Source organism: Micromonospora sp. NPDC049102 (assembly GCF_043197485.1).
Lineage (GTDB): Bacteria > Actinomycetota > Actinomycetes > Mycobacteriales > Micromonosporaceae > Micromonospora.
The window spans coordinates 136,840-149,502 of sequence record NZ_JBICTE010000009.1; the positions used below are offsets into that span (position 1 = coordinate 136,840).

The window sequence follows — 12,663 nt, forward strand, 5'->3', positions numbered from 1 at the left end:
AGCCTCCTAGGACGGCATGGGCGGTGTGGCGACCCCGACCGCCCGCGCCCGACCTGCAGGATCGAGCCGGCGACCCCGGACACGGAACGGCCCGCGCCCTGCACGGGCGCGGGCCGTTCGACGGCGTCGATCCTACTTGGACGGCTCGGGCAGCTTGCACTTCACCTTCGGGTTGGCCCCGATGTAGTTCAGCGGTCCGGCCACGACCGTGACCAGGATCGTCCCCGCCTCGGCGCAGTTGGTGTCGTCGCCGCTGTAGTACCCGCGCTGACCGCCGGCGATCGCACCGATCACCAGCCAGATCACGACGATGACTCCGAGTATCGAGGTGCCGCGCATCGCTGCCTCCTGAAGGAATGTGGTGTATCTGAGGTGCAGGCGTTGTACCCAATCGGGTCGCGCGGCTAACGGTGATCGGAAGGCGTGCCCGGCGGCATCGTCCGTCCGGCTGATGCCGGCATCAGCCGCCCGCACCACGTATCGGCGGGCTGCTATCGGATCGCCGACCCACCCGGCCGTCGCAACGGGCAGCGGACGTAGAACTGCCTCACGGCCCGCCGAGGAGGACCCATGGACGTCCCGACACCGTCGCTGCACATCGACCGCCCCGAGGACGTCGCGGTCGCCGCCCGCGCGCTCGCCGGCGGCGCGATCGTCGCGGTGGCGTTCGCCAACGTCTACGCCCTCGTGACCCGCCCCGACCCGGCCACCGTGCGCCGGGTCAACCTGGCCAAGGGCCGCGCGGCTCACCAGGTCGGCAGCATCACCACCGCGATCGGGCGGATCCCGGGGATGTTCGACTGGTCCCGCATCTCGCCGCGATTGCCGGTCGGCCGGGTGCGGGCCCTGATGGACGCCCTCTACGGGGGCGGCCCGTTCGGCTTCCGCGGGCCGGCCGCCGACCGATTGCCCGAGCACCTGACACAGGTCGACAGCGGTCTGCGTACCGCCCAGGTCATCGCTCCCGGTCTCACCTGCCCGTCCAACACGTTCTTCGAGCGGGCGCTCGCCGAGACCGGCGCCGACCACCTCTACATCACGTCGGCGAACCGGTCCCGGCACCACACCGGGGCCGCCGACGAGCCGGCGCACTGGAAGGCCGGCGCGCTCGCCGCCGACTTCGCCCACCTCGACGACCTGGTGGTGCTCGCCCACCCGGACGAGGCGGTGGCCCGTGCCGCCTACCCGGGTTACCTCACCACCTCGGTGACCCTGCTCTCGTTCCACGCGCCCGCCGGCGAGCTGGAGGAGCCGCCGGTGCTGACCGTGGACCGGCACGGCTCGCTGCACGTCGACGACGTACGCCGCGCGGCCGTGCCACTGGGCCTCCAGGTCCGCCTCGGCGACAACGCCGGGCAGCGGCTACAGGCCCGGGGGTACGCGGGCGCGTTGGTGTGAACCGGCCGCCGGCCGGCGGCCGGTTCAGTGCGGCGGTGCGGGGGACTCCGGCGGCTTGCCTCGACTGCGGCGGTGGTCCGCGTACGCGACCCCGGCCAGCACCACCAGCGCGCCGAACGAGGCGGCCAACGGTGGCAGGTACATCGCCGCGGGCGCGATCGTCAACAGGGCCAGGAGGCCGCCGGCCCGGGACGGCGACACCCTGCTGAACACCTCGTACTCGAACGAGGACCGACCCACCAGGAACAGCGCCGGGCCGCCGAGGATCACCGCCACCCAGGCCGGCGGCGTACGGCCGGGGTGGTCGTGCAGCACCAGGTCGAACCCGGAGGCGGTGGTCACCACTCCGGCGATCATCAGCAGGTGGGTGTACGGCGCAGTGAACAGGAACTTCCCCGGTGCGCCGGACATCTTGATCGCCGACGGCAGCAGTTGGCCGGACTTGTGGACGTAGATCCGCCACAGCAGCAGAGTGGTCGCGAACGCCACCGCGAACGACGCGATGTTCTGCGCCTCGGTGTGGTTCAGGTTGAACATCGTGCCGATGGTCAGGATGGCGTCGCCGAGGGCGATGATGAAGAACTGCTGGTACCGCTCGGAGAGGTGCTCGGCCGTGACGTTGCGCTGCGGCTCCGGCACCACCCCGAGCCCGGGCACCGGGTACGCGAGCCGGAAGCCCGTGTAGTCGATGGCCAGCGCGATGGCCCAGCACGCCATCCGGGCCTCGCCGGCGACGAACCCGCCGATGATCCAGGGGATCGCCGACACGGCGAACCAGGCGAAGATGCGTAACGCCCGGCGCTGGGTCTGCGGTTGGCGGCGCACGGCCGGTATCAGGAACAGCCCGCGGCCGAGGTGGATGACCACGTACGTGCCGGCGAAGACGAGGCCGCGCGCGCCGAACGCCTCCGGGATCGCGGTGGTCATCAGCAGGGCGCCGAACATGACGGCGGAGATCAGCAGCTTGATCTCGGTTCGTTCCGGGTCGTACAGGTCGGTGACGAGGGTGGTGATCGCCCACGTCCACCAGACGGCAGCCAGGAGGATCAACGCCTGCCCGGCGCGATGCCAGTCGAGCTGGGTGACCATGTCCCGCGAGATGAGCGCGAGCGCCACCACGTACACCAGGTCGAAGAAGAGTTCGAGCAGCGTCACCCGTCGCGGGGACTCCGGGTCGCGTACCGGTGGTCGGGACCTCTCCGGCCCGGGCTCCGGCGCGGGGAGGTGCACGCTCGCTCCTGCGGTGCCGGCGGACTCGGCGGACCGTCCGGCCCACCTCGACCGACGCTAGCCAGCAGCGCCGCGCGCCACCTGGGGATTCGTCCCCTCGTCCCCCGACCGGGGTGGTCGATCACGGGCAGCGGCAGGCACCCTTCGTGACGCGGCCGGAACGAGCGAACCCCCGGTCGTCCGCGCGGACGACCGGGGGTTCACGGTGGCGGTTCAGCCCTGGTCGCCGCCGGGCAGCACCGCGGCCGCCTCGTCACCGACGCCGGCCAGCAACCGGGCCTGCTGGGGCCAGGTGGTCAACCCGGGCGCGGCGCGCAGACCGGCTGCCCGGATCAGGTCGCGCAGCGCCGGCTCGTCCAGCGCGCCGAGCTGGCCGTAGGTACGCACACCGGCCGCCTGCAACGCGGCGGCCATCTTCGGCCCCACACCCTGGATACGGCGGAAGTCGTCGGCCCGGCCCGTCGGGTCGGTGTCCGCGCTCGCCGCCGTGGCCGGCGTGGTGTCGGCGTCCCGGACCGGCGGCGTGGCCCGCACCGGCTCGGCGTCGTCGACGTCCGCCGGTGCCGTCCCGGCCGGCGTCGCCTCGTTGTACGACGTCTCAGCCGGCGTGGTGTCGACCGCCGTGGTGTCGACCGGCGTGGTGTCGACCGGCGTCGTGTCGAGCGGCGAGGTCTCAGCCGGTGTGGCGTCGACCGGTGTGGCGTCGACCGGCGTCGTGTCGAGCGGCGAGGTCTCAGCCGGTGTGGCGTCGACCGGTGTGGCGTCGACCGGTGTGGCGTCGACCGGTGTGGCGTCGACCGGTGTGGCGTCGACCGGTGTGGTGTCGGTCGGAGTGGTGTCGACCGGCGTGGTCTCCGCCTGTGCGGTCTCGGCCGGGGTGGCCTCGGGCGACGGCGTGTCGGTGCTGTCGTCCAGCGGCTGGCGCGGGGCGATCACGGTCGCCGGGCCGGACTGCTCGTCGGCAGTGACCGGCTCGTCGATCTCGTCGGTCCGCTCGGCGGTGGGAACGGGTGGCGGGGGGTCGGTGAGGGCCATGTCGCCCGGGTCGACGGCGTTCGGCGTGGAATCGTCCGAGGTGGTCACGGCGGCAGGCGCGCTGACCGTGTCCACCGGGGCCGGCTCGTCGGCCACCACCACGGGCGGGGAGTCGATGCTCGCCGCCGGTCGGGCCTCGTCGGTCGTGGCCGGTGGCTCCGGGCTGCTGACCACGGCCAGACCAGCGACGGGATCACCGTCCACGATGGGCCTGCCAGTGACCCCCGCGCTCTGCCGGCCGCGCAGCAACCATCCGGCGGCCAGGCCCAGCAACAACGCCACTACCACTATCAGCGAGTGTCCGATAGACCACTCCACGGCGAACCTCCCTCTCACGTCGTCGAGAAAGTCACGAGAAAAACTCGCCGCAGCTTCGCACACGCGCTCGGACGACGACAGAGAGGACTGGCCGTACGGCGCGCGCCATCGTCCGTCACCGCGCGTGGTGCGCGACGGGTGACGCAGCGTCGCCCCCGGACCGTCCACCCGCCCGGGCCGTCGCCGCGCCCCGACCAGCGCCGCACGCGTGCCCCGACCAGCGCCGCGACCGACCACGGGGCACGGACAGCGGACGACCCGGGCCGGCGCTCGCACGCCGTACCCGGGTCGGTGGTGCCGTGGTCAGTCCTGGTCGCCCTCGTAGGTGTGGAAGTCGTCGACGAAACGGCGTCGCAGCGGGGGCACCCGGCTGGTCACTCCGAAGTAGCCACGCGCGCCGAGCAGCGCGAGTCGCCCGACCACCGGACGGTACATCCGGTCGTCGCCGCTGGTGCCGCTGCGGTTCAGCGATTCGGCGACCCGCGCGAAGCCGTAGGGCACCATCGCGGCCTCGTAGTCCGCCACAGCCTGCACGAGCGTCTTGTCCCCGGTGACGGCGCTGGACAGGTGCCGGCAGAGCAGCCGGGCGTCACGCAGCGCGGTGTTGGCCCCCACCCCGCGCCCCGGCGTCATCGTGTGGATGGCGTCCCCGAGCAGTGTGACGGTGCTGCTCTTCCAGGGTGGCGTCGGTTCGGACGTGCTCACCTTGATCGGCAGGACGCTGCCCGGATCGCTGATCCGCAGCAGTTCCCGCAGGTGTGGATGCCAGTTGGGAGTGAGGTCCAGCGCGACCCGTTTCAGGTCCTCGCCACGGCGTTGCAGCACGTCGACCGGGAACCGACGGGCCGTACTCCAGATGATGAGGTTGATGTAGTCGGCGCTGGTGTTCTCCGACAGGCCGGACCAGGCGCGGAGCAGGGCGGCGTCCTCGTCGTTGACGCCGGACTTGATCGCCCCGTCGGGGCTCCACTTGAACTCCATCACGTGCAGCACGCCCATGGTGCCGCCGGCGCCGAAGATGAGCGAGATGCCCTTGCCGACCCGCTCGGGCACGAGGTCGCGGGTCTGCGGGGTCAACGGGATGCGGGTGGCGATGTTGATGGTGCCGGCGTCGCGGGTGACCGCGTGCGGGAGGTACTGGTGGCGTACCGCCGAGTGCGTGCCGTCCGCCGCCACCAGCAAATCACCGGTGGCGCTGCTTCCGTCGGCGAAGTACGCGGTGACCGTGCCGTCGTCACGCTGCTCGTACCGGACGAAGGTCTTGTCGAAGTGCACCACGTCGGCCAGGCCGGTGAGCAGCACCTGGCGCAGCACCGTCCGGGCCACCGAGTGTTCGGTGCGTACGGGATCGACCGCCGGACGCAGCTCGAACGATGCGGTCTCCCGAAGCCGTTGCGTGACGACGTTGAAGTAGCTCGGCGGCCGGGCGCAGGTGGCCAGGAACGTGGCGAACAGCTGTGGCGGCAGGCAGTCACGCAGCGCCCGGCTGCCGGTGGGACCGATGCCCACGCGGTATCCGAGCAGCCCCTCGCCGCTGTGCCGGTGGCGCTCGTAGACGGCCACGCTGATCCCGGCACGACGCAGCCCGTGTGCCAGGCACAGACCGCCCGTGCCGGCGCCGATGATCAGGACGTGCGGTCCCTCGGTGGACATGTCAGCCCGCCGGGTGGGGTGCCGCCGCGTCGACCGCGTCCCAGCGGTAGAAGCAGTCGGCGATGGCGTCCTTCGGGGAGCGCCAGGTCGACAGGTACGGCGAGGTGTGCGCGGCGAGCCGTTCGTTGACCTGCTGGAACAGCGGGTGGTTGCGGGCGGCTGCGAGGGTGCCCGGGTTCACGTCCGAGGTCTCGATGAGATGCACGAACACGTCGTGCAGGCAGTACAGGGACCGGTGCGTGACGCCGGTGAGACCGGGCAGTTCGGTGGCGTCGGACTCGGCGAAGATCTGGGCGACCCGCCCCTCCGCGCCCGGGATGATCCGGCTGACGATCAGTAGACGACTCATGGGACCCCTTTCGCCGGTGGCCGATCCCGACCCGGGGGCCGGTGGTCACGTGCTCGATGCGGTCACCGTGCCGTAGGACGTGTCACGTCACCGTCACGTCGGCCGCCCGGCCGGTGACGGCCGCGCGGCGGTGTCCCGCCCGGTCGCGGGGCGGCTGGCCGCCCGGATCGGGGCGAGCGTGTCGTCGAGCAGCGCGCTCATCGCCGGGCTGGGTTCGAGGCGCAGCTCCCGGCGCAGCAGGTCCCGGTAGACGTAGAAGGCGTGTACGGCCTCGAAGGCGTTGCCCTCGGCGAGGTGGATGCGTACCACCAGCCGGTGCGGCGTCTCGCGCAGCGGCTCGGCGGCCATCGCCTCCAACGCGGCCTCCAACGCCTCGCCGTGTCGGCCCGCGGCGAGGTGCTGGGCGGACACCTGCTCCAGCATGTGCAGGCGCAGTTGCCGCAGCCGCTCCCGGTCCAGCAACACCCAGTCGTCGTACCAGCCGGGCAGCAGGTCGTGCCGGCCGGCGGCGAGCGCGCCGGCGGTGGTCCGCGGGTCGTCGCCGTTGCGGACCCGCTCGGCCGTCCCGACGAGGTCGTCCACGTCGAGGCGTACGGCCGGGGCGAGCCGGACCGTGTCGCCGGCCACGGTCATCGGGCAGCACGGGTCCTGCCGCAGCCGCCACAGCGCGGTCCGCAGCGAGGACAGCGCCCGTTCCTCGGACACGTCGGGCCACAGCAGCCCGGCGAGCTGGCTGCGGGTGGCGCCGGGGCGCAGCCCGATCAGCGCGATCACCCGTTGCAGCCCGCGCGGCACCACGATGTGCGCGGTGGCGTGCAGGAGGCGGAAACCGCCGAGCAGGTGCAGCGTGAGGTCGCCCTCGCTGGGACCTCCGGCGGTCGGCACGGACGGATCAGCGGCCACGGCGGCACCCCCTGCGGAACGCTCGTCCCGACTGTCTGCTGTGTCCCGGATCGACTGCCCGCGTCGCCACCGTCGACTCCGTCGATGGAATCCGACCACGGCTGTCCAGGCATGGCACCACCCGCGGAGCCGCCGGGCTGACCACCGTGAAGATTATCAATAACAGTCACGGTGCGTCAACGCCGACAGTAGCTTGCTGTCGCTCATAGGTAACCATGAAATCGGTTCTGAACTGCTAAAACATAGATTCGTCGGGGCGCGTTGCACACAAGGGACGCATAGCTCATACACAGGTTGCGTCAACGCAGCGTCACCGTTGGGCGTCGTTGTCCGGTCCGTCGCCGTGACGCCGTCGTGACGACGACTGCCGCATCGTGGCGGCAGTCGTCCAGCGCGTCCGCAGGCTCATCGAGCCGACCTGGACGCCGTGGGGGGAGGCCCAGCCATGGACCGATCGCTGATCGTCGCGAAGGTGGTACCGACCGCCGAGGAACGGGTCGCCGAGATCTTCGCCGAGTCGGACGCGACCGAGCTGCCGCGCCTGGTCGGTGTCCGGCACCGCGCGCTGTACCGACTGCACGACCTCTACGTGCACCTGCTGGAGACCGAGCATCCGGCGCAGCCGGCGGTGGAGGCCGCCCGGGAACACCCCGAGTTCGTCCGGGTCAGCGACCGGCTGCGGCCGTACGTCTCGCCGTACCTGTCGACCTGGAGCTCCCCGCGCGACGCGATGGCGCACTGCTTCTACCGGTTCGACGCGCCGGACGCCGGGGGACGCTCGTGACCGCCACCGCAGGGCAGGCGGAACAGCTCTGGTCCCGGTGCGCCGGCTGCGCGACCCTGCTCTACCGCAAACGGCTGCGACGCAACCTGGACGTCTGCCCGGAGTGCGGCGAACACTCCCGCCTCGGCGCGCCGGAGCGGCTGCGGCTGCTCGCGGACCCGGGCTCGCTGCGCCTGCTGCCCGACCGGGTGCCCGAGGCGGACCCGCTGGAGTTCGTCGACGTGCTGCCGTACCCGCACCGGCTCACCGCGGCGCGCGCCGCCACCGGCCTGCCCGAGGCGGTCCTCTGTGGCACCGCCACCATCGGCGGGCACCCGGCCGCCCTGGCGGTGATGGACTTCCGGTTCCTCGGCGGCAGCCTCGGCGTGGCGGTGGGCGAGCTGATCACCCGGACCGCCGAGCGGGCGCTCGACGACCGGGTGCCGCTCGTCCTGGTCACCGCGTCCGGCGGGGCGCGGATGCAGGAGGGCGCCCTGTCGCTGATGCAGATGGCCACGGTCAGCCAGGCCATCGCCGCGCTGCGCGAGGCCGGTCTGCTCACCGTCAGCGTGCTCACCGACCCGACCTACGGCGGGGTGGCGGCGTCGTTCGCCACCAACACCGACCTGGTGCTCGCCGAGAGCGGCGCGCGGATGGGGTTCGCCGGGCCACGGGTCATCCGCCAGGTCACCGGCCGGGCGTTGCCCGAGGGGTTCCAGACCGCCGACTTCCTGCTGCGCCACGGTCAGGTGGACATGGTGGTGCAGCGCCGGTCGTTGCGAGGTTGCCTGGCGGCCCTGCTCGCCGCGGCCCGCGCCGGCCGTCCGACGCGCACACCCGTACCCCGGCAGGAGCCGGCGCGGCACCACGAACGCCTGGCCGAGGCGATCCCATCGGACGGACAGCGACCGTCGGCCGGCGACGGCCCGCAGCCGACGACGCACGACGCGTGGGAGACCGTGCGGACGGCCCGCCACCCGGGCCGACCCACCACCCTGGACTATCTGGACTCCGTCTTCGACGGGTTCGTCGAGCTGCACGGCGACCGGCTCGGCGGGGACTGTCCCGCGGTCGTCGGCGGTCTCGCGCGGTTGGCGAGCCGGCACGTGATGGTGATCGGTCACCAGAAGGGCCACACCACCGCCGACCTGGTCGCCCGCAACTTCGGCATGGCCAGCCCGGCCGGGCACCGCAAGGCGCTACGGCTGATGCGTCTCGCCGCCCGACTGGGCCTGCCGGTGATCACCCTCGTCGACACACCCGGCGCCGACCCGGGGATCAACGCCGAGGAGCAGGGCCAGGCCGCGGCCATCGCGGAGAACATCCTCACCCTCACCGTGCTGCCGACCCCCGTCGTCACGGTGATCACCGGTGAGGGCGGCAGCGGTGGCGCGCTGGCCCTCGGCGTCGCCGACCGGGTGCTGATGCTCCAACACGCCGTCTACTCGGTGATCAGTCCGGAGGGCTGCGCCGCCATCCTCTGGCCGGACCGCTCCGCCGCGCCGCAGGCGGCCCGCGCGCTGCGGCTGACCGCACCCGACCTGTGCCGCCTCGGCGTCGTCGACGAGATAGTCCCCGAGCCGGCCACGGCCGCCCACGACGACCCGGCCGAGACCGCCCGGCGGCTGCGCGCCGCGCTGCTGGCCAACCTGCTACCGCTGCTGGACGTGCCGCCCGCCATGCTGGTCCGCCTACGGCGGCAGCGCTTCCGCCGGTTCGGCGCCACCCGCGCCGGCGCCCAGGTGGGTGCCCGATGACGGCCGGCGCCACCGTGTCCACCGCCGACGGCCCGAACGGCCGGGCGGACGTCGGCGGGCGCCTCCCGGCGGACGGACCGCAGGAGACCGACACGGACCACGAGGAGGTGCTGGCGGGACTGCGTCGACAGGCGCGCCACCTGCTCGCCGAGGTGGCCGGACCGGTACGCCGGATCCGGCTGCGCAGCGGGACGACGGTGCTCGAGGTCGAGTGGCACCCGGGCGAGGCGGCCACCGGATCGGACGTACCCCCGGTCCTGCCGCAGGCCGTAACCACGCCGCTGCCGACCGTGGCCGTGCCCGGCCCGCCGGCCGCGCTGATCCGGCCCCCGGTGCCCGGACGCGCCGCGGTCCGGGCGCCGATCGTCGGCACCTTCTACCGCGCGCCGGAACCTGGCGCGCGGCCGTTCGTCGCGGTCGGCGACCTGGTCCGCCCCGGCCAGCCGGTCGCGATCGTCGAGGCCATGAAGCTGATGAACGAGGTGAGCGCCGACCGGGCCGGTCGGGTCGTCGCGATTCTCGTCGAGGACGGTCAGCCGGTGGAGTACGACCAGCCGCTGGTCGAGCTGGATCCGGCATGACGGCGGGGGTGACCACGTGTTCGAGACCGTGCTGATCGCCAACCGGGGCGAGATCGCCCTGCGGGTGCTGCGGGCCTGCCGGGAACTCGGCATCCGCACGGCGGTGGTCTACTCCGCCGCCGACGCGGACTCCGCGGCGGTCCGCCTCGCCGACCAGGCCGTCCGGATCGGGCCGGCGTCCAGCCGGCGCAGCTACCTCAACGTCGCCGCGATCGTGGAGGCGGCCCGCCAGGTGGGCGCGCAGGCCGTGCACCCCGGGTACGGGTTCCTCTCCGAGGACGCCGACTTCGCCGAGATCTGCGCGGACAACGGCCTGACGTTCATCGGCCCGCCGCCGGCGGTGATGGCGGCGCTCGCCGACAAGTCCTCGGCCCGGGCCCTGATGAGCCGTGCCGGGCTGCCGCTGCCGGCGGGCAGCGTCGCGCCGGTGCCGACCGCCGCCGCGGCGGCCGAGGTCGCCGACGCCGTCGGCTACCCGGTGATCGTGAAGGCCGCCGCCGGTGGCGGCGGCCGGGGGATGACAGTCGTGCGCCGCCCGTCCGAGCTGGCCCGGGCGTACGCGCGGACCCGGGCCGCCGCGCAGGCCGCATTCGGCGACGACCGGGTGTACGTCGAGCGCTACCTCACCGAGGCCCGGCACGTCGAGGTGCAGGTGCTCTGTGACGCCCACGGCAACGGCGTGCACCTGGGTACCCGCGACTGCTCGGTGCAGCGCCGGCACCAGAAGCTCGTCGAGGAGGCACCCGCTCCGGCGCTGTCCGCCGCGACCCTCGACACCATCGCCGAGACCGCGCTCCGGGGCGCTCTGGAGGTCGGTTTCGTCGGCGCCGGCACGTTGGAGTTCCTGGTCGACGCCGAGGAACAGTTCCACTTCCTGGAGATCAACTGTCGGATCCAGGTGGAGCATCCCGTCACCGAGATGGTCACCGGGATCGACCTGGTCCACGAGCAACTGCACATCGCGGCCGGCGTGCCGCTGCGGTGGCGGCAGGAGGAGATCCGGCTGCACGGCGTCGCGGTGGAGTGCCGCGTCAACACCGAGGACCCGGAGCGCGGCTTCGCCCCGACACCCGGACGGTTGGAGCGGTTCACCCCGCCGGGCGGACCGTTCACCCGGGTGGACACCCACGCCCGCGCCGGCTACCTGGTCGGCCCCTGGTACGACTCGCTGCTGGCCAAGGTCGTGGTCTGGGCGCCCGACCGGGAGTTGGCGCTCAACCGGCTGGAACGTGCCCTCGAGGAGTTCGACATCGCCGGCCCGGGCGTGCACACCACCATTCCGTTCGTCCGGCGGGTGCTCGACGACGCCGGGTTCCGCAAGGGCCGCTACACCACCGGCCTCGTCGACCGTCTGCTCGCCGCGCCCGCACCGCAGCCGGCGACCACCCCCACACCTCGCGCCGCGCCCGCCGCGGAACCCGACGTAACCCACAGGAGGACACGATGACCGTCACCCATGGTCGCCCGATGACCGCCGAGATCACCGACATCCTGGTGGCGCACTGCGGCCTGGACGCCGACGCCGCGGCCCGTACGCCCGCGGCGTCCCTGGAGGAGCTGGGCATGGACTCGCTCGCCCTGCTGGAACTCTCCGCGGTCGTCGCCGACCGGTGGCAGGTGAGCATCCCGGAACAGGCCGGGCAGTTGAGCATCCCGGCGGTGGCCGACCTCGTCGCCCGCCGCACCGACCCACCCGGGCACACCGAGAACTCCGTGGTCATCGACGCGCCGCTCGCCGTGGTCTGGGACGTCACCAACGACGTGGCGAACTGGACCGAGCTGTTCACCGAGTACGCCGTGGTGGAGATCCTGCACCGCGACGGGCACACCGTGCGGTTCCGCCTCACCATGTACCCCGACGAGAACGGGGTGGCCTGGAGCTGGGTCAGTGAACGCACCGCCGACCCGGTCAGCCGTCAGGTGCGGGCGCACCGGGTGGAGACCGGGCCGTTCGAGTACATGCGGATCCACTGGCGCTACACCGAGGAGGCCGGTGGCACCCGGATGACCTGGACGCAGGACCTCGCCATGAAGCCGACCGCGCCCGTCGACAACGCCGCCATGACCGAACGGATCAACACCAACAGCGTCATCCAACTCGCGGTCATCAAGGACCGGGTGGAGCGGATCGCCCGCGAACGCGCCGAACAGGTCGGTCCGGTCGCCGGTCTCGCGGGGACGGAGGCCGGCGATGAGTGATCTGGGCATCCGGTTGATCGTGGCATCGGACGTACCGGCCGACCGGCGACGCGGCGGCGAGCTGCGGGTGCTGCTCGGCCCCCGCACCGTCGGCAGCACCTCCGGTTTCCTCGGGGTGGCGACGCTCACGCCGGGGGAGCGGATCGCCGAGCACTACCACCCCTACAGCGAGGAGTTCCTGTACGTGGCACGCGGCGCGATCACCGTGGACCTGGACGACCAGCCCACCCAGGTGGCCGCCGGCGAGGCGCTGTTCGTGCCGGTCAACGTGCGGCACCGGCTGCGCAACACCGGCTCGGAGTCGGCCGAGGTGGTCTTCCACCTGGGTCCGCTCGCCCCGCGCCCGGAGCTGGGGCACGTCGACACCGAACTCGTCGAACAGCGGGGTGGATCGTGAGCGCGAGGAGTGAGCCGGTTTTGCGAGCCCCGCAGTCGCGAACCTCAGGTGGCTCAGTGAGCGCGAGGAGTGAGCCGGTT

The 12,663-nt window shown here is 72.8% G+C and carries 13 protein-coding genes; 7 read left to right on the plus strand and 6 right to left on the minus strand.

Going from position 1 to position 12,663, the window contains the following annotated elements:
* Positions 1-132: 132 nt before the first annotated feature.
* Entirely contained in the window at positions 133-339 is a 207-nt protein-coding gene (locus ACGFH9_RS12500) for a hypothetical protein (protein ID WP_355239014.1), read from the minus strand.
* A 231-nt stretch (positions 340-570) separates the two neighbouring features.
* Here ACGFH9_RS12500 and ACGFH9_RS12505 point away from each other — a divergent pair, with 231 nt between their 5' ends.
* A complete protein-coding gene (locus tag ACGFH9_RS12505; RefSeq protein ID WP_393217849.1) occupies positions 571-1,398 on the plus strand; it encodes a hypothetical protein in 828 nt (275 codons plus the stop codon).
* A gap of 24 nt (positions 1,399-1,422) precedes the next feature.
* Here the strand turns inward: ACGFH9_RS12505 and ACGFH9_RS12510 are convergent, their stop codons facing one another.
* The 5 genes from ACGFH9_RS12510 to ACGFH9_RS12530 all read right to left on the minus strand — a co-directional run bounded on the left by ACGFH9_RS12510 (position 1,423) and on the right by ACGFH9_RS12530 (position 6,886).
* Positions 1,423-2,628 (minus strand): low temperature requirement protein A, encoded by a 1,206-nt coding sequence (locus ACGFH9_RS12510; RefSeq protein WP_393217852.1) that lies wholly within the window; start codon positions 2,626-2,628, stop codon positions 1,423-1,425.
* A 213-nt stretch (positions 2,629-2,841) separates the two neighbouring features.
* Positions 2,842-3,981, minus strand: a complete 1,140-nt coding sequence (locus tag ACGFH9_RS12515; protein ID WP_393217855.1) for a hypothetical protein — start codon at positions 3,979-3,981, stop codon at positions 2,842-2,844.
* A 303-nt stretch (positions 3,982-4,284) separates the two neighbouring features.
* The gene (locus tag ACGFH9_RS12520; RefSeq protein WP_393217858.1) at positions 4,285-5,634 is read right to left on the minus strand and encodes an FAD-dependent oxidoreductase; all 1,350 of its coding nucleotides are present in this window, start codon (positions 5,632-5,634) and stop codon (positions 4,285-4,287) included.
* A 1-nt stretch (position 5,635) separates the two neighbouring features.
* Positions 5,636-5,983 (minus strand): TcmI family type II polyketide cyclase, encoded by a 348-nt coding sequence (locus ACGFH9_RS12525; RefSeq protein WP_393217861.1) that lies wholly within the window; start codon positions 5,981-5,983, stop codon positions 5,636-5,638.
* Between the two features lie 93 nt (positions 5,984-6,076).
* A complete protein-coding gene (locus tag ACGFH9_RS12530) occupies positions 6,077-6,886 on the minus strand; it encodes a BTAD domain-containing putative transcriptional regulator (RefSeq protein ID WP_393217863.1) in 810 nt (269 codons plus the stop codon).
* A 445-nt stretch (positions 6,887-7,331) separates the two neighbouring features.
* Between ACGFH9_RS12530 and ACGFH9_RS12535 the strand changes: the two genes are divergently transcribed.
* From ACGFH9_RS12535 to ACGFH9_RS12560, 6 genes are read left to right on the plus strand one after another with little or no spacing between them, the layout of a single operon-like run.
* Positions 7,332-7,670 (plus strand): TcmI family type II polyketide cyclase, encoded by a 339-nt coding sequence (locus ACGFH9_RS12535; protein WP_355238996.1) that lies wholly within the window; start codon positions 7,332-7,334, stop codon positions 7,668-7,670.
* Positions 7,667-9,406, plus strand: coding sequence for an acetyl-CoA carboxylase carboxyltransferase subunit alpha (locus ACGFH9_RS12540; protein WP_393217866.1), 1,740 nt, complete (start codon positions 7,667-7,669; stop codon positions 9,404-9,406). The genes ACGFH9_RS12535 and ACGFH9_RS12540 overlap by 4 nt, the downstream gene beginning before the upstream one ends.
* Positions 9,403-9,987 (plus strand): acetyl-CoA carboxylase biotin carboxyl carrier protein, encoded by a 585-nt coding sequence (accB, locus tag ACGFH9_RS12545; protein ID WP_393217868.1) that lies wholly within the window; start codon positions 9,403-9,405, stop codon positions 9,985-9,987. The genes ACGFH9_RS12540 and accB overlap by 4 nt, the downstream gene beginning before the upstream one ends.
* Positions 9,988-10,003: 16 nt before the next feature.
* Positions 10,004-11,434, plus strand: coding sequence for an acetyl/propionyl/methylcrotonyl-CoA carboxylase subunit alpha (locus ACGFH9_RS12550; RefSeq protein ID WP_393217871.1), 1,431 nt, complete (start codon positions 10,004-10,006; stop codon positions 11,432-11,434).
* Positions 11,431-12,186, plus strand: coding sequence for an SRPBCC family protein (locus tag ACGFH9_RS12555; RefSeq protein WP_393217873.1), 756 nt, complete (start codon positions 11,431-11,433; stop codon positions 12,184-12,186). The genes ACGFH9_RS12550 and ACGFH9_RS12555 overlap by 4 nt, the downstream gene beginning before the upstream one ends.
* Positions 12,179-12,583, plus strand: coding sequence for a cupin domain-containing protein (locus ACGFH9_RS12560; protein ID WP_393217875.1), 405 nt, complete (start codon positions 12,179-12,181; stop codon positions 12,581-12,583). Before ACGFH9_RS12555 ends, ACGFH9_RS12560 begins: the two co-directional genes overlap by 8 nt.
* Positions 12,584-12,663 lie beyond the last annotated feature (80 nt).